Genomic DNA, 23,541 nt, shown 5'->3' with positions numbered 1-23,541 from the left:
CCTCGCGGCTACGCCCCCTCCCCCGGGTCCCAGTCCAGCAGCCGTACCTTCGCGACCGTCCGGACATGGCGGCGCATCGCCGCGGCGGCCGCTGCGGGGCGGCGGTGGGTGATCGCGTCGAGGATGGCCTCGTGCTGGGCGTAGGAACGGGTGGGGCGGCCGGGCTGGCGGAGGGACTCGGTGCGGCTCTCGGCGATCTGCTCGGAGATGGAGCGCATGAACTCGGCGAGGATGCTGCTGTGCGCGGCAGCCGTGACCGCCGCGTGGAACAGGCGGTCGCCGTCGACGCCGGGCCGGCCGTGCTCGATCTCCTCGGCCATGTGCGCGAGCGCCTGGCGCATCGCGGTCAGGTCGTCCTCCGTACGGCGCTCGGCGGCCAGTTCGGCGAGTTTCGTCTCCAGGGCCTCGCGGGCGTCGAGGACGTCGGGGAGGCGTCGGCGGCGCTCGACCAGCTTCTCCACGGGCTCCACGTCGAGGCTGTCCCGGACGAGGTAGGTGCCGCCGCCGTGCCGCGCCTCCACCAGGCCCTGGACCTCCAGCACCACGATGGCCTGTTTCACCGAGGCCCGGCTGACGCCGAGGCGCTGGGCGAGGTCGCGCTCGGGCGGGAGACGGTCGCCGGCCTTGAGGTCACCCTCGGCGACGTACTGGCGCAGCCGGTCCAGCACCTGCTCGTAGAGGCGCTGCTTGCTCATGGGGCGCAGGGCGTCGGTCACAGGGTCCCCCTCTCGTGGGGAGGGTAACACTGGGTGGTCGAGTGGTTCATTGGTGCAGTGGCTGAGCCAATTTTTGCGTGACCCCTTGACGCGCCGAACAGACGGGCCCACGCTAACCAGCCAACCAGGCAAAGTGGCTCAGCCACTCGTCCACTCACCCAGCCGTCCACTCACCCAGCCAGTCATCCCTCACCGCTCCGGGACCCAAAGGCGGGAGCCCGTATGTCATCCGAACTCATCTCGATCCTCGTCCTCGTCGTGGTGTTCGTCATCGCCACCACGCGCTCCATCAACATGGGCGCGCTCGCCTTCGCCGCCGCCTTCGCGGTGGGCGAGCTCGTCGCCGACCTCGACGCGGACGGCATCTTCGCCGGCTTCCCCGGGGACCTCTTCGTCGTCCTCGTCGGCGTCACGTATCTGTTCGCGATCGCGCGGGCCAACGGCACCACCGACTGGCTGGTGCATGCGGCCATCCGGCTCGTACGGGGGCGGGTGGCCCTGATCCCGTGGGTGATGTTCGCGATCACCGGCGCGCTCACGGCGATCGGCGCGGTCAGTCCGGCCGCGGTCGCGATCGTCGCGCCCGTCGCGCTGAGCTTCGCCTCCCGTTACGGGATCAGCCCGCTGCTGATGGGCGCGATGGTGGTGCACGGCGCCCAGGCCGGCGGGTTCTCGCCGATCAGCATCTACGGTTCGATCGTCAACGGGATCGTGGAGCGCGAGAAGCTCCCCGGCAACGAACTCGCCCTCTTCCTCGCCTCGCTCCTCGTCAACCTGGTCATCGCGGGCGTGGTGTTCGTCCTCTTCGGCGGGCTGAAGCTGTGGACGCAGGGCGCGGTGGCGACGGAGACAGGGCCGGGGACAGGGACGGAGACGGAAGGCGGTGACTCCGGCAGCAGCGGCGGTACGGGGAAGCCGCGCCCGGAGCCGAACGGCACCGGCTCCGGTACCGGCACCTCCCCCGCTCCGACCACGATAGCCACAGTCACAGCCACCCAACCCGACACAGTCCCCGACATCCGCCTCACCCCCGCCCGTATCACCACCCTCGTCGCCCTGGTCGCCCTCGTCGTCGCCGTGCTCGCCTTCGATCTCGACGCCGGGCTCACCGCGATCACGCTCGCCGTGGTCCTCAGCGCCGCCTGGCCGGAGGACAGCAAGAAGGCGGTCGGGCAGATCGCGTGGCCGACGGTGCTGGTGATCTGCGGTGTGCTCACGTACGTCGGCGTTCTGGAGGAGATGGGCACGATCACCTGGGCGGGCGAAGGCGTCAGCGACATCGGTGTGCCGCTGCTGTCCGCCGTGCTGCTGTGCTACATCGGCGCGCTCGTCTCGGCGTTCGCGTCGTCCGTGGGAATCATGGGCGCGCTGATTCCGCTGGCGGTGCCGTTCCTCGCGGAGGGGGATGTGGGCGCGGTCGGCATGGTGGCGGCGTTCGCGGTGTCGGCGACGGTGGTGGACGTCAGCCCGTTCTCGACGAACGGCGCGCTGGTCCTGGCCGCCGCGCCGGACGTCGACCGCGAGCGATTCTTCAAGCAGCTGATGGTGTACGGAGGGATCGTGGTGGCGGCGGTACCCGCGGTGGTGTGGCTGGTGCTGGTGGTGCCCGGCTGGGGGTAGATCCCCGGTCTCCGGCCCCCGGTCGCCCCTCCCCGGTCCCCGGTCGCCTTCGCAGCAGCGAGACAACAGTTAAGGAGTACGACGCGTGTCCTCTCTCTTTCCCGCCCTGACCGAGGGCCCGACCGACCGGCCCGCGCTGCGGTTCGGCGACCGCTCCCTGACCTACGGGCAGCTCGCCGCCGCGGCCGGCGCGACGGCCGGGAGAATCCGGGGCGCGGGGCGGGTGGCCGTCTGGGCGACCCCGGCACTGGAGACGGCCGTCGCCGTGGTGGCGGCGCTGGAGGCCGGGGTGGCCGTCGTACCGCTGAACCCGAAGTCGGGCGAGAAGGAGCTGGGGCACATCCTGGCCGACAGCGCCCCGTCGGCCGTACTGACCGCACCCGGCACCGAACTCCCCTCCCCCCTGTGCGACTTGCGGCGCATCGACGTAGACCCGCAGGCACCCGGCGCCGCCACCCACGAAGCCTCCGTGTCCTCCGAAGATCCCGCCCTCGTCGTCTACACCTCCGGCACCACCGGCCCGCCCAAGGGCGCCGTCCTCCCGCGCCGCGCGATCGCCACCACCCTCGACGCGCTCGCCGACGCCTGGCAGTGGACCGGCGACGACATCCTCGTCCACGGCCTCCCCCTGTTCCATGTGCACGGTCTCGTCCTGGGCGTCCTCGGCCCGCTGCGGCGCGGTGGGGCCGTCCGCCACCTCGGCCGGTTCAGCACGGAGGGCGTGACACGCGAGCTGAACGACGGCGCGACCATGCTGTTCGGCGTGCCGACGATGTACCACCGCATCGCCCAAGCCCTGCCCGAGGAGCCGCAGTTGGCGAAGGCTCTCGCCCATGCCCGGCTGCTCGTCTCCGGGTCGGCCGCGTTGCCCGTGCACGACCACGAGCGGATCGCGGCGGCGACCGGGCGGCGGGTGATCGAGCGGTACGGCATGACGGAGACGCTGATGAACACCAGCGTGCGGGCCGACGGGGAGCCGCGGGCGGGGACGGTGGGCGTACCGCTGCCGGGCGTGGAGCTGCGGCTCGTCGAGGAGGACGGGGCGGCCATCACGTCGTACGACGGCGAGACCGTGGGCGAGATCCAGGTGCGCGGGCCGAACCTGTTCACCGAGTACCTGAACCGGCCGGACGCGACGGCCGCCGCGTTCACCGCCGACGGCTGGTTCCGTACCGGTGACATGGCGGTGCGGGACCCCGACGGCTATGTCCGGATCGTCGGTCGCAAGGCCACCGATCTGATCAAGAGCGGGGGGTACAAGATCGGGGCGGGCGAGATCGAGAACGCGCTGCTGGAGCACCCGGGTGTGCGGGAGGCCGCGGTCACCGGTGAGCCCGACCCGGATCTGGGTGAGCGGATCGTCGCCTGGATCGTTCCCGCGGATCCGCAGTCCCCGCCCGCCGACGACGAGTTGGCCGATCATGTGGCCCGTCGCCTCGCCCCGCACAAGCGGCCCCGCGTCGTCCGTCACCTCGACGCGCTGCCCCGCAACGACATGGGGAAGATCATGAAGCGGGCTCTGAGCACCGATGGCTGACCGTCTCACCGCCCGCGAGACGATCGCCCTCGTCGCCGACGACTTCTCCGAACTCCCGCCCCCGCCGGGGCAGTACGCCCCCGACGGCCCTCTCGGCTGGCAGGGTTACGACGCCTCGCGCGCCCGCGCCGCCGAACGCACCGGCGAGCAGGAGTCCGTCGTCTGCGGCACGGCTCGTATCGAGGGCACGGGCGCGCTGCTGATCGCCTTCGAATTCGGCTTCCTGGGCGGCTCGTTGGGCGAACGGACCGGCGACCGCATAGAGGCCGCCTACGCTCACGCCCGCGTCCACCGTCTCCCCGTCGTCCCGCTCGTCGCCACCGGCGGCAGCCGCATGCAGGAGGGCATGTTCGCGCTCACCCAACTCCAGCGCGTGGCCCGCCAGTCCGCCCTCACCCGCGAGGCGGGCCTGCCTCAGATCGCCGTACTCCGCGACCCGACGACCGGCGGCGGCTGGGCCACGCTCGGCGCGGGCGCGGATGTCGTCCTCGCCCTCCCCGGCGCCCAGGTCGGCTTCGCGGGCTCCCGGGTCCGCCCCCTGGACGCGGACCCTGCCGCGTACACGGCGGAGGCGCAGGTGGCGGCGGGCGCGGCGGACGCGATCGTACGGCCGGAGGAACTGCGGGAGACGCTGGGACTGTGGCTGAGGCTCCTGACTGGCCCGTCGGCACAGGAGGCACCGGTCCCCCGGGCGCTGAGCACCGCGGCGGAGGTCCCCGCAGCGGGAGCCGACACCACGACGGAACCCGCCGTCACAGGCAACGCGCCCGAAACCGGAACCGACCGCTCACCGGCACCCCCCGTCCACGGCACCGCGGCGGAGCCCCCCGCAGCCGCAGCCGACACCACGACCCAGCCCGCCGTCACAGGCAACGCCCCTGACACCGGCCCCGGCCGCACACCGCCACCCCCCGTCCACGCCGGCGCCCCGAGCCTCCCGCCGACAGGCTGGGACGCCGTCCAGCGTGCCCGCTCGCCTCAACGTCCGCGTGCCGAGGCCTACTTGGATGCCTACTTCAGGCACCGGGTCGCCCTCAGCGGCGACCGTTGCGGTGGCACCGACGCGGGGATGCTCTGTGGGTTCGGCGAGCACGGCGGTCGTACGGTCGCGTACGCGGCGCAGGCCGGGACGGCGACGCGGCCCGCGGGTTACCGTACGGCCGCCCGGCTGATCCGGCTGGCGGACCGGCTCGGGATTCCCGTGCTGACGTTGGTGGACACGCCGGGTGCGGCCAATGACGCCGAGGCGGAGCGGCAGGGGGTGGGCGCGGCGATCGCGGACGTGTTCGCCGCGGTGGCCGCCGCCCGTACGCCGATCACCACGCTCCTGATCGGCGAGGGCGGCTCGGGCGGCGCGCTGGCGCTCGCCGCTCCCGGCAACACCTGGGCCACACCGGACAGTTACTTCTCGGTGATCGCACCGGAGTTGGCGGCGGCGATCCTGAAGCGGCCGGCGGAGGAGGTCGAGGCGACGGCGGATCAGCTCCGTATCCGGCCGCAGGACCTGGCGGAGCTGGGGGTGATCCGGGGCGTGGCCGCCCACTGACTCCCGGCGGAATCCGGTGACATCTCCAAGCACGGTCCGTAACAATGGAGTTCGTACAGGTCACATTCATCACGGGGGAGCGGGCGACGCCATGGACGGGTTGATGGAGTTCCGGACCGAGGGCGGCGCCATGGTGGTCGTGGAGGGTGTCGAGGACGAGTCGGGCGCCCGGCTGGTCTCGCGCAGCGACGGGCCCGCGCGGGCGGCGCGCACGTTCGAGGGCGCGCTGGACGGGGTCCGGGCGGCGGCCGAGTCCGCGTTGCGGGTCTTCCGGGACGGCTCGCTGCGGCCGGAGTCGGTGGAGCTGGAGTTCGGCGTGAAGCTGACCGCCGAGTCCGGGGCGGTCATCGCCAAGGGGTCGGCGGAGGGCCATCTGGTGGTGAAGCTCAGCTGGTCCCCGGGACAGACCCCGGCGGCACCGGAGGCCGCCGACCGGTCATGAGCGGCGCTGCCTGGCACGCCCGGATCTCCTGCGGGAACGAGATCGGCGCGGGCTTCCTGGTCTCTCCCCGCCGTGTCCTCACCTGCGCCCACGTCGTGCGCCGGCGCGACACGTCGGCGGTGACGGTGACCTTCCCCGGCGCCAGGGACCTCGGTCCGCTGCCCGCCACGGTGATCGTGCACGGCGGCTGGTCGAGCGGCGCGTCCGACCACGGTGATCTGGCCGTCCTCGAACTGGACCGCGAAGTCCCGCTGACGCCGGCCGAGTTCGCACCGCCGGGCGCCGAACTGGGCGACCCCGCACCGACACTCGTCGCATACGGCTTTCCCAAGGGGTACGACGAGGGCATGCTCGCCCAGTACCAGGCCGTGCGCGGCGCACTGGTCGCGGACGAGTGGCGCCAGCTGGAGGCCGTGACGGCCCATGGGCAGCCCTTGGCGGCCGGCTTCAGCGGCGCGGCGATGACACTCCCGGACGGCAGGGTCGTCGGCATGGTGGCGTCGATCGCGGGTTCGCGAGAGGTCCGGGTCGGGCGGATGCTGCCCACCCAGGTCATGGCCCGCTACTGGCCCGAGCTGGGCGAGCGGGTCCCCACTCCCGACCACCACCCCGAGTTGGGCGAACGGGTCCCCACTCCCGACCACCACCCGGATGCCGTACGGCGGTTGTACACGCTGGCGCGAAGGGCGGTGGCGCACGACGTCGACTGCGATCCGAACCGGCTGTACGTCGATGCGGTGGGCCTGTTCGGACCGCCGTTGCCGGAGGGCGGGTTCGCGTCGCTCGGGGCGGCTGCCGAGTATGTGCAGCGGGAGGTGCCGGGCGCGGAGGCGGTGGGCCGGTTCGCCGACCGGCTGCAGGAGCTGCTGGACGCGCCGCCCGCCCGGCCCACCGCCGCGCACGCGTGGTCGCCGATCCTGGTCGAGATCGAGCACAGCGGTGCAGGCGTCGACCAGGTCACCGTCGAGGTGTCCGCCTACCGCGACGGGCACCGGCGGCGCATCGGGTCGCGCAGGCTGCCGCGCACCGCCGTACGGGCGTACGTCCAGGAGCGCATCGACGAGGCGTTCAGCCAGCTCGCTCCGGACGCGGACGAGCTGATCACGTTCGTGCTGCCCCGCGAGTGGCTGAACGAGCCGGTGGCGCACTGGGAGTGCGGTGAGGACGACTCCACCCCGCTGGGCTGTGCCTATCCGCTGGTCGTGGTGGACCGGTCCCGGCACCGCAGCGGGCGGCTGCGGCACCGGCTGGCCAAGCGGTGGCAGCAGCTGGACGCCTGTCCCGGCGCGCGGCTGCACCGCGTGGAGTGCGGTGCCCCGGAGCGGCCGCCGAGCCTGCGCAAGCGGCTGCGCGACCACTCGGCCGACCTGGCGGGCTTCGCCTTCCCGCCGTCCACCGCACAGCCGCACTTCGAGGTCGGCCTCAACACTCCGGTGCCGGTGCTGCTGTGGTCGCGCACGGGCTGTGCCGATCTGCGGCACGACGGTCCCTGTTCCGGGGCCGCGTTCCTCGACGAGCTCGCCGCCTCCGTCGCCGATGTCCCGCCCATCGAACTCCCGCGTCACGTCATGGAGTTGAGAGAGGCGGCGGACGCGGACGACGATCCGGAGAGCCACTGGGCGAAGGACGTCCAGCTGCTCTGGGACGACCCGCGCTGCTTCCCCGAGCCCGCCGCCTGCATGCACTCACCCGTCGTCTGAGCTGCCCACCGACCACGACACGAACCACCCATGGAGAGAAGATCCATGCCCCTGTGGCCCGTCTACACCGGTACGACCGAGCCGCACGACGGCATCGACCGGCTGCCGCCGCCCCCGCCCTGGCGGGCCTTCGACGGTGGCCCGGTGCTCGACGCCCCGGACGGGGCCGCCGACGCGTCGGCCGTCTCCCCGGACCGCACTCATCGCGCCGCGACCTACCGGGCCACCCCGCAGACGGTCCAACTGGTCAACGCCGCCCTGTACTTGCGGCGCCCGCTCCTGGTGACCGGTCCGCCCGGCACCGGCAAGTCCTCCCTGGTGTACGCGGTCGCGCGCGAGCTGCGCCTCGGCCCGGTCCTGCGCTGGAACATCACCAGCCGCAGCACCCTGCACGACGGCCTCTACCAGTACGACCCGCTGTCCCGCCTGTACGCGGCCCGGCACACCCCGGCGGCGGGGACCGACGGCGCGGGCGGCATCGAGGACCACCTCCGGCTGGGCCCGCTGGGCACCGCCCTCCTCCCCTACGCCCGCCCGCGCGCCCTGCTCATCGACGAGATCGACAAGAGCGACCTCGACCTGCCCAACGACCTGCTGAACGTGCTGGAGGAGGGCCAGTACGAGATCCCCGAACTGATCCGGGGCTCCCGCACGGCCGAGGTGATGATCGACGGCGCCGACCAGCGGGTGCCGGTGCGGCGCGGCCGGGTGCGCTGCCGGGCCTTCCCCTTCGTCGTCCTCACCAGCAACGGCGAGCGCGAGTTCCCGCCAGCCTTTCTGCGCCGCTGTGTGACCTTGCGCCTGCGGCAACCCGACGACGGCCAGCTCGCCGACATCGTCCGCGCCCACTTCGACGAGGATCCCGACGCCTACGCGCAGACCCTGATCGACCGTTTCCTGTCCCGGGTGGGCGGCGGCGACCTCGCCACCGACCAGCTCCTGAACGCCATCTACCTGGCCCGCTCCTCCGACCTGGCCGCCGAGTCCCTCGACGAGCTGGCCGAGCAGCTGATGCCGTATCTGAGCGAGGCACCGCAGACCGATGCCTTCTGAGCGCCCCGGACCGCGCACGCCGCTGCTCCGCCTGGCCGACATGCTGGCCGAGGCGTCCGGCGGCCCGCACCCGACCCCGCTCGAACTGGCCGAACTCCTATGGCTGGCCCGCCACATGGAGCCCCCGGCCGAACCCCCGGCCGCCCCTGCCGCGCAGGCCCCCGCCGATGCCGTACGACCTCCCGAAGCCGCGACGCAGACACCTCCGCCACCCCCAGCCGGGCAACAGAACATCAGCGAACAGTCCCCGCCGCCAGCCCCTCGCGCCCCGCTGCACCTGCCCGCGCCTGAACCCGCGCCGGCGCCCACCACCGAACTCCACACCACCCTCCTGGCCCCCGCGCCCCCGATGCTGCGCCACCCTCTGGCCCTGCAACGCTCCCTGCGCCCGCTCAAGCGCCGCAGCGACGCCCCCGACCGGCTCGAACTGGACGAGCGGGCCACGGCCGACCGCATCGCCCGCCTCGGGGCCGCCCCCGAATGGTGGCTGCCGGTGCTGCGGCCCGCGCGGGAGCGCTGGCTGCGGCTGAATCTGGTGTACGACACGGGCCCGACCATGCCGGTCTGGCGCCCCCTGATCCGCGAACTGCACACCGCGCTCGTCCAGTCCGGGATCTTCCGCACGGTCACCCTGCACCGCGCCCACCCGGACGGCACCGTGCGTTCCCTCCCCCTCCCCGGCGACGGCCGCACGGTCACCCTGCTGGTCAGCGACTGCATGGGCCCGCAATGGCGGCAGGGTCCGGCCGGCGCCCGCTGGTTCGGCACGCTGGCCCGCTGGGCGCACCGGATGCCGCTGGCCGTCGTACAGCCCCTCCCGGAACACCTGTGGCGGGACACGGCTCTGCCGTCGGCGCCGGGCCGCCTGTCGGCACCACATCCGGCGGCACCGGCGGCCTCGCTCGCGTTCACGCCGTACGACGACGCCCTCGACGCGCCGGACGGCAACGGCACCGTCCCGCTGCCCGTGCTGGAGCCGGGGCCGCGCTGGCTGGCGAACTGGGCGGCGCTGGTCGCGGCGCCGGGAGGGCAGGAGTTTCCCGGTTCGGCGGCCCGGCTGGGCGGACCGCTGCCGGCCGCCTCCGACAACCGTACGGACATCACCGGCCTGTCCGCCGAGGAGCTGGTCCTCCGCTTCCGCGCGACGGCCTCGACGGAGGCGTTCCGGCTGGCCGGCCATCTCGCGCTCGGCCGCCCTGACCTGCCGGTCATGCGCCTCGTCCAGGCCGCCGTCGAGCCACGCCCGCGCCCCCAGCATCTCGCCGAGGTGATCCTCAGCGGCATGCTCACCACGGTCCCCGGCCCGGCCGGGTCGTACGCCTTCCGGCCCGGCGTGGGCGAACTGCTGCTGCGCAGCCTGCCGCGGACCGCGCGGGGGCGTACGGCCGAACTGCTCACCCGGGTGGGCGGGTTGATCGACGAGCGGGCGGGAGCGGCGCCGGGTGAGTTCCGGGCGTCCACACCGGCGGCGGGCGGTACGCCGACCGTTGTGGAAGGGGAGGCCTTCGCGACGGTCACCACGGAGAGCGTGCGGCAGTTGACGGGCAGCCGGGGCGCGGGGACGTCGGGGTCCGTGCCGCCGGTTCTCGCGGGCCGCTACCGGATGCTGGGCCTGCTCAGGCCGGACGGCACGCTGCGGTGGGCCCATGACACCGAGGCGGACCGGACCGTCGTGATCCGGCGGCAGCGGCCGGTCACCGATCCGGAGAGGCGGGAGGCCTTCCTGCGGGAGGCGCGGATGCTCCAGGGCATCGAGGAGCCGGGTGTGGTGACCGTCCACGACTTCGGCATCGAGGACGACATCCCGTACGTGGTGATGGAGCATCTGGACGGCATTCCGCTCAACGCGATGGCCGAGGTGGGCGGTTACGAGCTTCCGTATCCGCTGCTGGTGTCGATCGGGACGCAGCTCGCGGGGGCCCTGCGGGCCTGCCACCTGTCCGGCATCTTCCACAAAGGGCTCGAAGCAGGGCAGGTCGTCCTCCTGCCGGACGGCACGGTGAAGATCACCCTCTTCACACCGGGCCGCACCGCCGGCCCTGATCTGCGGGCCCTGGCCGAGGTGCTGCTCGAACTGGCGGCGGTGACCGCGTGGCTGCGGGGGCCGGTGCACCCGGACCAGCTGATCCATCTGCCGAGCAGCTTGCGACCGCGGTTCGCGGAGGCCATAAACCGGCTGCTGTCCCCGGTCCCGGACACGCAGATGGAGGGCCTGGAACAGCTCACCGACCCGGATCTCCTGCGGGCGGCCAGGGAGGCCTACGAGCGGCGCTCCTACTACGTCCTGGGTCCCCTGCGTGTAGAAGGCCCGACCGGCGACATCCCCATCCCCCCGGACCTGCGGCCCATGCTCGCCATGCTGCTGCTCAGACACGGCCGCAAGGTGACCCACGACGAGCTGGCCGCCGGCGTGTGGGGCCCGGGCGAGGCGCCCCAGGACACCGTGGCCGCGCTGCGCCGGCAGGCTTCCGCACTGCGCACCCTGCTGGGTCCCGGCACCCTCGCCGTCCAGCCCGACGGCTACGCCCTGCACACGAGCGCCGACTTCGTCGACCTGATCGCGTGCGAACGGCTCGTGGCCCGCACGCCCCGCCACGGCTCGCACTACGACCGGGCCCTGGAGCTTTGGCGCGGCGACGAACCCCTCGCCGACGTCCCCGGCCCCGCCGCGCACACCGCCTGCGTCCGGCTCCAGCAGCTCCGCCTCGGCCTCTACCGTTCCCGCGCCGAACTCGGCCTGGAGCGCGGCGAGTTGGAGCGCGCCGAGACCGACCTCGCCGAGCTGCTCCGCGCCCATCCCGACCGTGAGGACTTCCGCCGCCTGTACATCATCGCGCTCCGCCGCCAGGGCCGTAGCGAGGAGGCTCTGGAGGCGTACGAGGAGTACGAGGTGTCCGGCGGGCAGAATCCGGAACTGCGGACCCTGGGACACGAACTGCGTGACGAGCTGGAGAGGTTCGACGACGCTCCGGAGGGTGGGGGCGAGGAGCCCGCCGCCGACAGTACCGTCACCGACTACCTGCTCGGTTACGCCGTGGCGGCCGAGGAGCTGGCGTCGGAGGAGCCGCTTCCCCAGGAGGACGTGCCGGTCGATCCGCGCGACGAGCTTCCGCCGGAGGCGTTCGACAACGAGCCGGACATCGACCAACGCGACTGCGCCCGCTTCGAGTTCGCGGATGGCCGGCCGACCGACGAGGCGCTGGAGAACCTCCGTCGGCTGGTCTCGATCCTGGTCGCGGTGAGTGGTCTCGCTCCCTCCGATTACCAACGGCTCGACGACGAAGACGGCTTCACGGTGCGGATGGCGCCGTACCTGGACGGAGCTCCGCTCTTCCGAGCGACGATGACCGGGCTGCGGGAACTGCTGGAGCGCCTCGACGGCCGCCGTCTCCGCGTGGAGTTCTGGCAGGCGTGGTTCCGGCCGGACGGCAGCGAGGAGGACGGCGACCGTCCGGGCTCCGAGTCGGTCAAGGCCGCCCTGGACGCCTCGGGTGCGCAGGCGGTCATCGCCTTCTCGGACTTCTGGCACCAGGTCGAGGTGGAGGAGAATCCCCACGCCGACCCGGAGCTGTTCGTGCAGTTGGGTGATGCGACGGGGTGGTATGAAGCAGTCCGGCCCGACGGTGCGCGCGAAGCGACTGCGGCGGTCGTGGTCGCCTCCTTCGGCGCGGCCCACGACACGGTCACGTCGTCGCCCGCCACCGCGGTGCGCGGCCCCTTCCCCATGTCCGACGGGGAGCTCGTGCCTGCCGAGGAAGCGTCCGAGGCCCTCGTCGTCTCCCTCCCCGGCGGCGAACTCGTCCCCATGGACTCTTCGTTGACCCGCTGGGCACCCAGCCGCGTCCGTGTGGCCTGGCAGTACTTCAAGGTCGACCTGACGGAGCGCGGTCTCACACCCGACACCGTTCCCGGCGTCGAGGTGAGATGGCGCGTCAACGACCCCGTGAAGGCCGCGAGCAGCCCCGGTCTCGACCTGCCCGGCCTGCTGACCGAAACGCTGCTCGGCGCGCTGGGCCTGTACGGCGACGAACTGAGCGAGACCCTGACCCGGACGAAGGTGCCCGGCTATGTCATCCGCTGGATCCTGCCCGCCGAGCTCCAGACCACGACGCTCGGCACCCGGCCCGACCAGTCACGCCCGACCAATGCCTCGTCTGCCCTCATCGCCGACGCCGACGCGGTCATCCTGGCCTTCGACGACGTGCTGGCCCGCATGTTCCCTGCGAGCGCCGAGCGGGAGGTGCTGCGGGACGTGGCGCGGCTCATCGCGGAGGAACGTGATCCCGAGGACGCGCTGAGCGGGCAGCCGCTACTGCCGGGGGGCGGGCCGGTTCCGCCGCTGGAGGGGCATGCCAACTCCCTCGATCTGCTCAGGGCGTTCGCCGGGCACGGCCTCGCGCAGGAGGTGCGGCGCCGGATGGATTCGCACGAGGCGCGGGCGGCGGCGACCGCGCGGCCCACCCCGCTGTCCGACCAGCTGGTGAGCACCCTGTCCGCGGCGAAGGTCCCCCTGGCCGTGGTGACCGACCGGGCGACCGAGCCGGTCAGGAAACACCTCGACCGACGGGGCCTGACCCGGCACGTGACGGGTGGCGTGCACGGCCGCGGCACCGAACTCGCCCTCCTCATGCCGCACCCGCACGTCCTCCATCGGGCCCTCGACCGGCTCGGCGTGCCCGCCGCCCGCGCCGTATTGATCGGCTCCACCGTCGCCGAGCAGACCGCCGCCCGCGCCATCGGCCTGCCGTTCATCGGCTTCAGCACGGACGACCGGACCCTGCGGCGACTGCGCGCGGCGGACGCCGAGACGCACCTCGTCACGAGTCTCCGTACGCTCATGACCGCCGCCCGATACCGCTGAGCTGACAGGACAGGACGGCGACGCGCCGCGCGAAGATCAGGAATCACCCGTCCAGTCGCACCCCACCCGGCCCCCCAGAACAGGCGGGCCCCGTCACGCCCCCCGCACGATGCGAGGGAGAGGCCCGCCGCCCGGCGGCCCGCGAAACGAGGCCGGCCGGCGCGCGTCCGGCGGCCCGCCACGCTCTGCACTCGGGAGGATCTGCCGTGACCGACAGTCTGAACCAGTTGCGCCGTTGCCATTTCGCCGTCGACCTGGGGGCGGCGCGGACCCGGGTCTATCTGAAGGGGGCCGGGCTCGTCGTCGACCAACCGTCGGCGGCGGCCGTGAACACCAGGACCGGTGCGCTGATCGCGGTCGGGGAGTCCGCGGAGCGGATGACGGGCCGTACGCCGCCGTACATCCGGGTCGTCAGGCCCGTATCGGGGGGCAGTGTCGTCGACATCGACATGGCACAGCGGATGCTGCGGCATCTGCTCGGTGACAAGATCCGCCGCTCGTTGCGCCGCAAACCGTTCCTGCGGGCCGCCGCCTGCACACCGCACGACGCGGACCCGCTGGCCCAGCGGGCGACGATCGAGACGCTCGTCGGGCTGGGTGCGCGCCGGGTCGAGCTCGTCGACACGCTGATCGCCGCCGCCGTCGGCTGCGGGCTGCCCGTCGAGCAGCCGGAGGCCACGATGGTGCTGGTGTGCGGGGCCGCCGCCACGCAGATCGCCGTGCTGTCGCTGGGCGCGATCGTGACCGCCGAGCGCATCTCCGTGGGCGGCGAGGCCGTCGACCGCGCGATCGTGCAGCACCTGCGGCACCAGCACGAACTGATGCTGCCGAGCCAGTCCGTACGACCCCTGCAGCTCGCCCTCTCCGGCAACGGACTCACGCCCCACGGGCCCGCCTCCACCGAGATCCACGGCCGGGACGTCGCCACCGGTCTCGCCCGTTCCGTGCACGTCGACACCGCCGCCGTACGCGACGTCATCCAGACCCCGCTCACCGCCGTCCTCGACGGCATCGGCAAGGTGCTGCGGGACTGCCCGCCCGACCTGGTGGCCGACCTGTCCGACCGGGGGGTCATGATGGTCGGCGGGAGCGCCCTGATCCCCGGCCTCGACCAGATGGTGCGCCAGGCGACCGGCATGCCGGTACACATCGCGGAACGGCCCGACGTGTGTGCCGTACAGGGCCTCGGCTGCATGCTGGAGGGCGAGATCGAGCCGATCGCGCTGGATACGAGCAGCGCCCCGTAGGGGCGCGGGGAACTGCGCGACCAGCCACAACGAACCCGCAGACGACCACGGCCCGTCCCGGCACCGCACCGCACCGCACCACCAGCGGAGCGCCTACGTACGGGTGACCGTCCCGCACTCCTCCTCGCGGTCCGGGTTCGGAGTGCGACTGCGGTCGTACGGGTCCACCGCCGAACCGGAGGGCGAGGGGCCGGAGGGGACGTCCGAGTCGAAACCGGGGTGGAGGAAGCCGTCGTAGACGTCGCAGGCGGAGTTGCCGATCTCCTGGTCGTAGCGCTGGACGGCGATCTTTCCCGGCGTGACCTGGTAGCGGCCGGGATCGTCGAGGCGGAGGTCGAGCACGCGGCGTACGACGGTCCGGGCCACCTCAGTCGCACCGTCGCCCGCCTTCACCAGCGGGTAGACGAAGGTGTAGTCGGCGTGCACGGCGAGCGAGCCGTCCTCGCCGGCCCCGAAGGTCATCCGCCCGCGTGTCTTGACGACGTCACCGGCGAGGCGGACTTCGTCGGGGTCGAAGCGGCTGAACATGGTCAGGGGGTCGTGGTCCTTGTCGGGCTTGCGCAACGACGTGTCGAGCAACTCCACAAGCTCCGTCTGCTCCGGCTCGATCACGTCGAACGCGGTCTCGGGCCGGCCGCCGCGCAGCGTGACCGGGTCGAGGTTCGCGTCGACCAGCAACTCCCGGGTCTGCCGCAGGGCTTGGCCCACCTGCGCCGCGGAGAACGCGCCGACCGCGGTCGCCTTCGGCAGTACGATCCCGGCCGCGCCGTCGGCGTAGTCCTTGGCCGGTGACCCGGCGAACGGGTCGGCGAGGGTGGCGGTGTCCGGGGCCACCGAGGACGGCGGTGCGGTGGGGCGGGCGGTTTCGGCGGGCAGCGGGGAGGCGGCGCCGGCATCGTCCGAGGCGCCGGATCCGAAGGGGTCCCCGGGGAGCAGCGACGGCTTCACCGCCACCAGTGCGACGACGATCGCGACGGGAACGCCGAGGATCGCCCACAGCCGCCGGCGCCGTGCCCCGCGCCGCTCCGTCACCCGCCGGTCGGGCCCGGCACGCCACGCTTCGGGCGCCTGCCCCCGCGCGTCCTGCTCCCGCAATCGTGCGGTGACCATACGGGCCCGCGCGGACGGTTCCTTCGGAGCCGAGGCCGGGGTCTCCCGCTCCGCTTCCTTGAGGAAGCGCTCCCACTCGTCGTCGGAAATGGGCGTCTCGTCGGACGGCTGTCCGGCCATGCTGCTACTCCCCCTCGTCCACGGTCACCCCCGGGGCAGCGTCGCCCCTGCTGGGCGGGGCTGACGCGCCGGCGCAAGTCTAAATGGGCGATGGGCGGGGGCCGGTAGTCGGTCGGCTGCGGCGCCGTCGTGGCTTGTCGCGCAGTTCCCCGCGCCCCTTCGGGGGCGCTGCCGAACCGTCGGCCGACTTCCACTCGACCCGCTTAAGCTGGCTGTATGGGTAGCGGCGTAGTCACGCTGTTCCTGTGCGGCGACGTGATGCTCGGACGAGGTGTCGACCAGATCCTCCCGCACCCGGGCGATCCGGCCCTGCGGGAGACGTGGGTCGCGGACGCCCGTTCCTACGTCGACCTGGCCGAGGCGGCGCACGGGCCCGTCCCCGCACCCGTACCCCCGTCCTGGCCGTGGGGCGAGGCGCTGCGCGTGCTGGACGAGGCCGGGCCGGACGTGCGGATTCTGAACCTGGAGACGTCCGTCACGCGCAGCGACGCGTTCGCGCCCGGCAAGGAGGTGCACTACCGGATGCACCCGGCCAACCTGCCCGCCCTGACCGTGGCCCGCCCCGACGTGTGTGTCCTGGCCAACAACCACGTCCTCGACTTCGGCCGCCCCGGACTCGACGAAACCCTCGGCTCGGTCGCCGGCGCGGGCCTGCGGACGGCGGGAGCGGGACGGAACGCCGACGAGGCGTACGCGCCGGCGGTCGTCCCGCTCGGGCACGGCCACCGGGTCCTGGTGTTCGCCCTGGGGGCGTGGTCCAGCGGCATCCCGCCCGACTGGGCCGCGACGACGGGCCGGTCCGGTGTCGCCTACGTGCCCGAACTCTCCGCCGCCGAGGCCGCCGCGACGGTCGTACGCATACGACAGGTCAGACGCGCGGGCGACCTCGTCGTCGTCTCCGTGCACTGGGGTTCCAACTGGGGCTACCGCGTCCCGCACGACCAGACCGCCTTCGCGCACGCCTTGGTCGACGGCGGCGCCGACGTCGTCCACGGGCATTCCTCGCACCATCCCCGCCCGCTGGAGGTGTACCGCGACCGGCTGATCCTGCACGGCTGCGGCGACTTCATCGACGACTACGAAGGCATCTCCGGCTACGAGCAGTACCGCGACGACCTGCGCCTCGCCCACCTCGTCTCGCTGGACGCGGAGACGGGACGGCTGACCGGGCTGCGCCTGATGCCCTTGCGGGCGCGGCGGATGCGGCTGGAGTCCGCGCCGCCGGATGACCGCGCGTGGCTCGCGGAGACGCTGGGCCGGATCAGCGGCGGGCCGCGGATCGCGGTGGAGCGCGACGGCACGCTTCGGCTGATGCTTGCCGATATGCCGGGGTGACCGTCAGCCAGCCTCGGCTTCGGCCCCGATGAGCACGAACGAAAGAGATCCCGCCGCCGCACGTCCGCACCCCGGACACCACCGACCCCAACTCGCTCACAGGCACCGCCTAATATCAACGCGATGAAGAGCCGGGCGCAGGACGCGACCCGCGGCACGCGGCGGACCGCGCGGATCGCGGCGCTCAGCCCTGCCACCGCCGCACTGCTCTCCGTACTGCTCTCCGCGCTGGTGCTCTGCCTGGGCCTCGTGACGCCCGGTCAGAGCGCCCCGGCCGACGCCGCCGCCACGATCTCCGTGTCCACCGCCGCGACGGTCCCCCCTGCCGAGCAACCCCTCGCGGCGCCCGTCGCGCACGCCTCCGACTGCCCCTACGGCGACATGTGCTGCCACCGGGCCGTCGACGCCGTACGAGCCGTGCTCGCCGCTCCCGTCCATCCCCTCCCGGCGATCCTCCCCCGCTCGCCGGACCTGCCCCGGCCGCCGGACACCGCCCCGCGCATCGCCGGGCCCACGCCGGCCTGTCGCGCTCCCGATCTCCACGTCCTCCAGGTGCAGCGGACGTAGACGAACTCCCAGGGCCCGTTACGCACGTGTGCGCACCGGCCCGGCGGCGTACGTCCAACCACCCCTGCATGCACCGCCGTTCGGCGGGGACGAGGAACACACAGCCATGAGCAGAACCAGCAAGAAGGCCGCCGCCCAGGCACGGCGGGCGCGAATAGAGGAGATGCGCCGCGCCGACCAGGCCCGCGAGCGCCGCAACCGGATCATCACCATCACGCTCAGCACGGTCATCGTCGCCGGACTGGTCGGCTGGGGCGGGTACGCCCTCAACAAGGCCGACGAGAAGGACGAGCAGCAGGCCGCCGCGGCGAAGAAGCCCGTACGCGGCGAGCGGACCTGGGCGAAGAAGGAGCTCAAGCAGAACCACGTCGAGGGCACCGTCGACTACCCGATGGACCCACCCGTCGGCGGCGACCACCACCAGGCCTGGATGACCTGCGACGGAACGGTCTACACCAAGCCCGTCCCGAACGAGAACGCCGTGCACTCCCTGGAGCACGGCGCGGTCTGGGTGACGTACAACGACAAAGCCGCCGACGCCGACATCAAGACGCTCGGCGACAAGGTCTCCCGGACGCCTTACACCCTGATGAGCCCGAACGACGACCAGTCCGGGTCCATCATGCTGTCGGCCTGGGGCCGCCAGCTCAGTGTGGACAAGGCGTCCGACCCGAGGGTGGAGCAGTTCTTCACCAAGTACGTCCAGGGTGCGCAGACTCCTGAGCCGGGCGCCGCCTGCTCCGGGGGCCTGACCGGGGCGTGAGTGGCTGATCGTGGCCCAGTCCGTGCCGGTTCGTAGACGTGCCCCCGTCTACGGACCGGCAGTCGGCCCCGTGCCCCGCAGTTCCCGGACGGTCCCGCCGATCTTGTCCCGGAACCGCTCCAGCATCTCCGGCTTCGCACTGACGACCCAGCGCTCGCCGACCAGGTACTTGCCGCCGTAGACCGCGGCGAAGTCCAGCCAGACCTGGGTGTACTTCTCCTCGGGGAAGGTGGTGATGACGTACTCGGCCTCCTTCGTGCGGCACACCCCCTCGCGCAGCTGCTCCGCCTCGACGCGGATCTTGGGCTTGCACCCGGTCAGGGAGGCGATCACCTCGACCTTCGCCGACGCCTCGACACCGGCCGCCGGAGCGGCCGACATCTCCGACGGCTTGATGTCCGCCGACGCGGCAGCGCGCAACAGGCGGACGGCGGGCGGCCCGTGCCCGGTACGTCCTCGCGCGGGCCGCCGTGACTCCTCGGGTAGCTGGAGCGCACCCAGGAGGCGTGCAGCGCGACCCCGAAGCGGCGCTGAGTTCCGTCAGCGCCGCGGAACCCGACACAACCTGCCTGAACCTGAAAGACCGATCAGCTCCTGCTTGTGCTTGCCGGGGCGCCGTGTTCGTGCAGTGTCTGCATGACCTCCTCGTCGCTGACCTGGTCGAAGTCGTCGTACCACTGCCCGACCGCGTAGAAGTCCGACGGGTGGTGCAGACAGAGGACGTCATCGGCTTCCGCTTCCGAGCGCATCGCCGCGGCGGTGTCGGGAGCGCAGACGGGGACGGCGAGGACCAGCCGAGCCGGGCCCCGGCGGCGCAGGTGGCGCAGGGCGGCGCGTGCGGTGGCGCCGGTGGCGAGCCCGTCGTCGATGAGGATCACAGCCCGGTCCTTGAGCGGGGGCATGGGGCGCTCGCCTCGGTACCGCTGTTCCCGGCGGCGCAGTTCGGTGCGCTCGCGGGCTACGTCCGGGGCGAGCCGGTCCTCGGTCAGGCCGAGCATCTCCAGTGAGCGCCGGTCGAACAGTGGAGGATCGTCACCCGCGATCGCGCCGATGCCGGTCTCCGGGTGACCCGGGACGCCGATCTTCCGCACGACCAGCACATCCAGCGGTGCCTCGAGGGCTCGGGCCACCTCGGCCGCCACCGGAACGCCGCCGCGCGGCAGCGCCAGTACGACGGGGTCGACCAGCTCGACCTCGGCTGCCCACTCCATGAGCCGGACCGCGAGTTCCCGGCCGGCGTGGCGACGATCGCGGAAGCGCATGATCGCGGCCCTCTCAGTGCTTGGTGTGCCTTCGGACTTGGTGTGCCATTGCCTCCGCGGACGGTCCCGGCGATCCGGCGGTCGTGGCCGCTCCGGTGCCGGCGGCCTCGCCGAGGCCCGGGGCGACCGACCCCTGGTCCGAGACTCCGAGGGCCACCTTCGTCCAGCCCGCTTCCCGCCGGTCGAATCGGCGGTACGCCTCGACCGCGTCCTGGGTGTCGCCCCAGCGAGTGACCAGAGGCGTGGGGTCGAGGCGCCCGTCCGCGACGAGTGAGACGAGCGTCGGCACGTAGCGGCGGTGGTTGCAGTTGCCGGACTTGAGGGTGAGGTTCTTCATGAACGCCTCACCGAACGGATAGTGCTGGACCTGCGGCGGATAGACGCCGACCGTGCCGATGGTGCCCGCCTTGGCCACCATCTGCACCGACCACCGGGCCGCCAGCGACGGCGCGTCACCCGGCACCCAGGGGTCCCCGTCCGGATTCTTGTCCGGATTCTTGTCCGGGTTCTTGTCCGGGTTCTGCTGAGGGGCCGCCTCCGCGCGCTCGTGATCGAACTGCTCGGCCTGCTCGCGCAGCGCCTCCGCGGCCGGCCCGCGCCGCGGCCGCTCCGCGTCCACGCCTACGGCCTCGATCACGCGGTCGACACCGATACCGCCGGTCAGCTCCCGCACCGCCTCGACCGGATCCTCGGTGTTGAAGTCGACGGTCTCGGCGTGCTGGCTGCGCGCCACCTCCAGCCGGTCGGCCACGCCGTCGACGAGGATGATCCGCCCGGCGCCCTGGAGGCGGGCACAGGCGATGGCGGCCTGCCCGACGGGACCGGCTCCCATGACGGCCACGGTGTCGCCGTCGCCGATCTCGGCCAGCCGGGCGCCGAACCATGCGGTGGGGTAGATGTCGGAGAGCAGGATCGCCTGGGCGTCGTCGACGGTGTCAGGCAGCGGAACCAGTCCGACATGCGCGAAGGGAACGCGGGCGTATTCGGCCTGCAGCCCGTCCAGGCCGCCTGCGGCCTCCGGTCCGCCGAAGAACGTGGTGCCCGCCAGCCGCCCTTGGGGATTGGCGTTGTCGCACTGCGCGTAATACCCCGCACGGCAGTAACTGCATGTCCCGCACGCCACCGTGGACGGCACCACCACCCGGTCACCGGGGCGGAGGTTGCGCACACCGGAACCGACCTCTTCCACCACACCGACAGCCTCGTGGCCCAGGATCCGGCCCTCCTGCAGGCCCGGCATGGTGCCGCGGACGAAATGCAGGTCGGTGCCGCAGATGGCGGAGGTGGTGATGCGTACGATCGCGTCGTACGGATCCTTGATCGTCGGTTCCGGCACGTCGTCCAGGCGTATGTCGCCGAGTCCGTGCCACACCACGGCCTTCATGCGAATGCTCCCTCCATCCCTCTTCAGATCAGCGTGAACGGGCTGCGCGCGTCTTGGAGCGGTTGGCCTTGCGGATAGCGTCGAGCAGCTCCTCCTTCGACATCCGTGACCGGCCTTCGATGTCCAGGTCTCGAGCGATGTCGTACAGGTGCTGCTTGGAGGCCTTCTCGTCGACGCCCTCGCCGCTGCGGCCTCCCCGTCCGCGGGGCCGGCCGGACTGAGGGTCCGAGGGCCCCTTGCGGCCGCCCTCTTTGCGCTGCCAGTGGTCGCCTACCTTCTCGTACTTGTGCTTCAGCGCGCCGTACGCCACCCGGTGCGCCCGCTCACCCTCGCCGTACTGCTCGACGGCGGAGTCGTGCGCCTTGATCCACGTGCGCTGCGCGTCCTCGGCGGACCGTTCCAGGGTCGACGGCATCTCCTGTCGTCCGGGCATATGGCTCACTCCTTCGGTGTGGCTACCCGGGAAACCGGGTTCCCGCCGCACAGCCGCGATAACGACGGCGACCCGGACGTCCGCCGTGACACCTCGGAAGCCGTCGTCCTTTCGAGAGTGACGGGTGTGTTTGCGCTGGTCAGGTGTAGGGGCGGCGTTTCGGCGGGAGGGACGGGGTGTCGTGTCGTGTCGTCTCTGCGTTGTGCCTACGCACCGGGCGCCGCGGCCTGGACGACAACGCGACCTGGCTGGGATCACGCGCCGGCGGAAAGTCCTCGTCCGAAAGACCGCTCAAGGGCGATGCGCGTGAGCCAGCCGAGGCCGGCGGTGAACAGCGGTGGCCAGACGATCGGCCCGAACGCGTAGCCGATCAGTACCACCAGCGGAATCCACACGCGGTGTACCGCTTGGTGGAGGGGTCCCGGCGGGCGGATCCCAGCCAGCCGAGCCAGGTCGGGCAGAGCGAAGAACACCAGCGCCGCAGCCGTGGTCGGCAACCCGTACTTGACGCTCTCGAAAACCGCGAACGCAGCCAGGAACAGGGTGAACGCCCCCCAGCTGCTCTTCCTGACCCGACCGCCGACACCGTGTCGGCTGCCGACTCCTCTGATGCGCTGCGACGCATCGTCATGAGCACGTTCGCTTGTCACGCCCACAGCGTAGGCCAATTGAGGACTGAGCGACCCAACTACCAGACGCGCACGGTGAGTTGTACCAGGTTCCGCCGCTGCTCGCGGCCCGCGGTCTCGTTCCACCAGGCCTCGACGCCCTTTACGGAGTCAACTCCGGCAGTTCTTCGAGCGCCTTGCCTCCTTGATGTTTTCCCAGGTCAGACGCGCTGATCAGGGTCAGTCCTGTGTGGTGCTTGTCGATGTGTTGCTGTCCTTGTGGCCCCTCAACGGCCCCTGACGCTCCTTGAAAGCCCGCGCAATACGCCGTCGATCGGCTGGGCTTCGACCACGAAGGGGCCAACAGACCGACCTTGTGGAGGCGGTCCTGGTGATCAGGCTCGTACGTCTCGCTGCTGAAGTTCCTTGAGCACTCCGGCGACCGTCGCGAAGTCGTTGTCCACATGGAGGACGGTGTGCCCGTGGTGGACCGCGGTCGCACACACCAACAGGTCGATCGCTCCTGCCGCACGATGCTGACCCTGTTGTGTCAGCTTGTACTGGGCGGTATCGACCCAACGCCAGGCATTCTTCGGAACGGGAGACAGCAGGCAGAGTGCGTCCAGCTCCTCCGCGAGCTCGTCCCGGTGAGTCGGACTGGTTGCCGAGTAGAGAAATTCGGCGCGTGTCGGCTCGCAGAGGTGGAACACCCCGGCGGCGATGTGTCCCTCCCAGGGCGCCAGAGCTCCGGGGGTGCGGAACAGGTGCCACAGGGCGGAGGTGTCGAGCAGGTATCTGATCACTCGAAGGCCTCGCGTCGGGCACGCTTACCTGCGTCATGCGCCGCCGCGGCCTGCTCGAACTCACCACGCGCACCGCGCGCGGCGAGCTTCTCGGCGGCCTCGAGGCGCTTGATCCGTGCCACGTAGTCCCGCAGGGCCGCGTTGACCGTTTCCTTCTTCGTCGTGACGCCCATCAGCCGCATAGCCTCAGCGAGCGCCTCGTCATCGAGATCAATCTGTGTGACGGACATCGAGCACCTCCAGCATCCACGATGTATGTCATCAAGATACATCGCCAACATTGGAGCTGCCACCGCCCAGGAGCAGGCCCATGAAGGCCCGTGCCGAACAGAGCCAGGCTCCCCGACTGTCGGAAGAAGCCCTGGCGAGCTGGGCCGACGGGTGCGGCGGAACCCCCGGAACTCATTCGTCGTCCGCCGGCCACCGTCCCAGGG

The 23,541-nt window shown here is 72.2% G+C and carries 20 protein-coding genes; 11 read left to right on the top strand and 9 right to left on the bottom strand.

Annotation, left to right across the window (positions count from 1 at the left end; all coding sequences use genetic code 11):
- Window positions 1-8: 8 nt before the first annotated feature.
- Window positions 9-716, bottom strand: a complete 708-nt coding sequence (locus OG828_RS33835; protein ID WP_328503293.1) for a FadR/GntR family transcriptional regulator — start codon at window positions 714-716, stop codon at window positions 9-11.
- 222 nt (window positions 717-938) lie between these two features.
- On the opposite strand from OG828_RS33835, the gene OG828_RS33830 reads away from it, so the two are divergent.
- The 8 genes from OG828_RS33830 (at window position 939) to OG828_RS33795 (ending at window position 14,722) form a co-directional block, all read left to right on the top strand.
- A complete protein-coding gene (locus OG828_RS33830) occupies window positions 939-2,336 on the top strand; it encodes an SLC13 family permease (protein ID WP_328503292.1) in 1,398 nt (465 codons plus the stop codon).
- 85 nt (window positions 2,337-2,421) lie between these two features.
- Window positions 2,422-3,873, top strand: coding sequence for an acyl-CoA synthetase (locus OG828_RS33825; RefSeq protein WP_328503291.1), 1,452 nt, complete (start codon window positions 2,422-2,424; stop codon window positions 3,871-3,873).
- Window positions 3,866-5,419, top strand: coding sequence for a carboxyl transferase domain-containing protein (locus tag OG828_RS33820; RefSeq protein ID WP_328503290.1), 1,554 nt, complete (start codon window positions 3,866-3,868; stop codon window positions 5,417-5,419). Before OG828_RS33825 ends, OG828_RS33820 begins: the two co-directional genes overlap by 8 nt.
- Before the next feature lie 91 nt (window positions 5,420-5,510).
- A complete protein-coding gene (locus tag OG828_RS33815; protein ID WP_328503289.1) occupies window positions 5,511-5,861 on the top strand; it encodes a CU044_2847 family protein in 351 nt (116 codons plus the stop codon).
- On the top strand, window positions 5,858-7,561 hold the full coding sequence (locus OG828_RS33810) for a VMAP-C domain-containing protein (RefSeq protein WP_328440825.1): 1,704 nt from the start codon (window positions 5,858-5,860) through the stop codon (window positions 7,559-7,561). The genes OG828_RS33815 and OG828_RS33810 overlap by 4 nt, the downstream gene beginning before the upstream one ends.
- 45 nt (window positions 7,562-7,606) lie before the next feature.
- The gene (locus OG828_RS33805) at window positions 7,607-8,614 is read left to right on the top strand and encodes an AAA family ATPase (protein WP_328365059.1); all 1,008 of its coding nucleotides are present in this window, start codon (window positions 7,607-7,609) and stop codon (window positions 8,612-8,614) included.
- Window positions 8,604-13,475 (top strand): SAV_2336 N-terminal domain-related protein, encoded by a 4,872-nt coding sequence (locus tag OG828_RS33800; RefSeq protein ID WP_328503288.1) that lies wholly within the window; start codon window positions 8,604-8,606, stop codon window positions 13,473-13,475. Before OG828_RS33805 ends, OG828_RS33800 begins: the two co-directional genes overlap by 11 nt.
- A 206-nt stretch (window positions 13,476-13,681) precedes the next feature.
- Window positions 13,682-14,722, top strand: a complete 1,041-nt coding sequence (locus OG828_RS33795) for a rod shape-determining protein (RefSeq protein WP_328365052.1) — start codon at window positions 13,682-13,684, stop codon at window positions 14,720-14,722.
- A gap of 93 nt (window positions 14,723-14,815) precedes the next feature.
- Here the strand turns inward: OG828_RS33795 and OG828_RS33790 are convergent, their stop codons facing one another.
- Complete coding sequence (locus OG828_RS33790) at window positions 14,816-15,952, bottom strand: hypothetical protein (protein ID WP_328365050.1); 1,137 nt, start codon at window positions 15,950-15,952, stop codon at window positions 14,816-14,818.
- 216 nt (window positions 15,953-16,168) lie between these two features.
- On the opposite strand from OG828_RS33790, the gene OG828_RS33785 reads away from it, so the two are divergent.
- The 3 genes from OG828_RS33785 to OG828_RS33775 all read left to right on the top strand — a co-directional run bounded on the left by OG828_RS33785 (window position 16,169) and on the right by OG828_RS33775 (window position 18,617).
- Complete coding sequence (locus OG828_RS33785) at window positions 16,169-17,287, top strand: CapA family protein (RefSeq protein ID WP_328503287.1); 1,119 nt, start codon at window positions 16,169-16,171, stop codon at window positions 17,285-17,287.
- Window positions 17,288-17,410: 123 nt separating this feature from the next.
- Window positions 17,411-17,854: a hypothetical protein gene (locus OG828_RS33780; protein ID WP_328503286.1), complete on the top strand. Its 444-nt coding sequence runs from the start codon at window positions 17,411-17,413 to the stop codon at window positions 17,852-17,854.
- Window positions 17,855-17,960: 106 nt separating this feature from the next.
- Window positions 17,961-18,617, top strand: a complete 657-nt coding sequence (locus tag OG828_RS33775) for a DUF3105 domain-containing protein (RefSeq protein ID WP_328440819.1) — start codon at window positions 17,961-17,963, stop codon at window positions 18,615-18,617.
- A gap of 48 nt (window positions 18,618-18,665) precedes the next feature.
- Here OG828_RS33775 and OG828_RS33770 read toward each other — a convergent pair whose 3' ends face one another.
- The 7 genes from OG828_RS33770 to OG828_RS33740 form a co-directional block, all read right to left on the bottom strand.
- Window positions 18,666-19,040: a hypothetical protein gene (locus OG828_RS33770; protein ID WP_328504986.1), complete on the bottom strand. Its 375-nt coding sequence runs from the start codon at window positions 19,038-19,040 to the stop codon at window positions 18,666-18,668.
- Between the two features lie 164 nt (window positions 19,041-19,204).
- Window positions 19,205-19,879, bottom strand: a complete 675-nt coding sequence (locus OG828_RS33765) for a phosphoribosyltransferase (RefSeq protein WP_328440818.1) — start codon at window positions 19,877-19,879, stop codon at window positions 19,205-19,207.
- Between the two features lie 13 nt (window positions 19,880-19,892).
- Window positions 19,893-21,263: a zinc-dependent alcohol dehydrogenase gene (locus OG828_RS33760; RefSeq protein ID WP_328503285.1), complete on the bottom strand. Its 1,371-nt coding sequence runs from the start codon at window positions 21,261-21,263 to the stop codon at window positions 19,893-19,895.
- Window positions 21,264-21,291: 28 nt separating this feature from the next.
- Window positions 21,292-21,696, bottom strand: coding sequence for a ChaB family protein (locus tag OG828_RS33755; RefSeq protein ID WP_328365033.1), 405 nt, complete (start codon window positions 21,694-21,696; stop codon window positions 21,292-21,294).
- Between the two features lie 254 nt (window positions 21,697-21,950).
- A complete protein-coding gene (locus OG828_RS33750) occupies window positions 21,951-22,346 on the bottom strand; it encodes a DUF4260 domain-containing protein (RefSeq protein ID WP_328503284.1) in 396 nt (131 codons plus the stop codon).
- A gap of 353 nt (window positions 22,347-22,699) precedes the next feature.
- Window positions 22,700-23,107, bottom strand: a complete 408-nt coding sequence (locus OG828_RS33745) for a PIN domain nuclease (RefSeq protein ID WP_328503283.1) — start codon at window positions 23,105-23,107, stop codon at window positions 22,700-22,702.
- Window positions 23,104-23,337 (bottom strand): type II toxin-antitoxin system VapB family antitoxin, encoded by a 234-nt coding sequence (locus tag OG828_RS33740; protein ID WP_328365024.1) that lies wholly within the window; start codon window positions 23,335-23,337, stop codon window positions 23,104-23,106. Before OG828_RS33740 ends, OG828_RS33745 begins: the two co-directional genes overlap by 4 nt.
- Window positions 23,338-23,541 lie beyond the last annotated feature (204 nt).

This window comes from Streptomyces sp. NBC_00457, from assembly GCF_036014015.1.
Lineage (GTDB): Bacteria > Actinomycetota > Actinomycetes > Streptomycetales > Streptomycetaceae > Streptomyces.
Note: the sequence above shows the minus strand (reverse complement) of the source record. Positions and strands in the feature narration are given on the sequence as shown.

Coding starts and splice junctions, on each gene's coding strand:
- OG828_RS33830 (WP_328503292.1), top strand. CDS start 939: ATGTCATCCGAACTCATCTCGATCCTCGTCCTCGTCGTGGTGTTCGTC.
- OG828_RS33820 (WP_328503290.1), top strand. CDS start 3,866: ATGGCTGACCGTCTCACCGCCCGCGAGACGATCGCCCTCGTCGCCGAC.
- OG828_RS33815 (WP_328503289.1), top strand. CDS start 5,511: ATGGACGGGTTGATGGAGTTCCGGACCGAGGGCGGCGCCATGGTGGTC.
- OG828_RS33810 (WP_328440825.1), top strand. CDS start 5,858: ATGAGCGGCGCTGCCTGGCACGCCCGGATCTCCTGCGGGAACGAGATC.
- OG828_RS33805 (WP_328365059.1), top strand. CDS start 7,607: ATGCCCCTGTGGCCCGTCTACACCGGTACGACCGAGCCGCACGACGGC.
- OG828_RS33800 (WP_328503288.1), top strand. CDS start 8,604: ATGCCTTCTGAGCGCCCCGGACCGCGCACGCCGCTGCTCCGCCTGGCC.
- OG828_RS33790 (WP_328365050.1), bottom strand. CDS start 15,952: ATGGCCGGACAGCCGTCCGACGAGACGCCCATTTCCGACGACGAGTGG.
- OG828_RS33785 (WP_328503287.1), top strand. CDS start 16,169: ATGGGTAGCGGCGTAGTCACGCTGTTCCTGTGCGGCGACGTGATGCTC.
- OG828_RS33780 (WP_328503286.1), top strand. CDS start 17,411: ATGAAGAGCCGGGCGCAGGACGCGACCCGCGGCACGCGGCGGACCGCG.
- OG828_RS33775 (WP_328440819.1), top strand. CDS start 17,961: ATGAGCAGAACCAGCAAGAAGGCCGCCGCCCAGGCACGGCGGGCGCGA.
- OG828_RS33765 (WP_328440818.1), bottom strand. CDS start 19,879: ATGCGCTTCCGCGATCGTCGCCACGCCGGCCGGGAACTCGCGGTCCGG.
- OG828_RS33760 (WP_328503285.1), bottom strand. CDS start 21,263: ATGAAGGCCGTGGTGTGGCACGGACTCGGCGACATACGCCTGGACGAC.
- OG828_RS33755 (WP_328365033.1), bottom strand. CDS start 21,696: ATGCCCGGACGACAGGAGATGCCGTCGACCCTGGAACGGTCCGCCGAG.
- OG828_RS33740 (WP_328365024.1), bottom strand. CDS start 23,337: ATGTCCGTCACACAGATTGATCTCGATGACGAGGCGCTCGCTGAGGCT.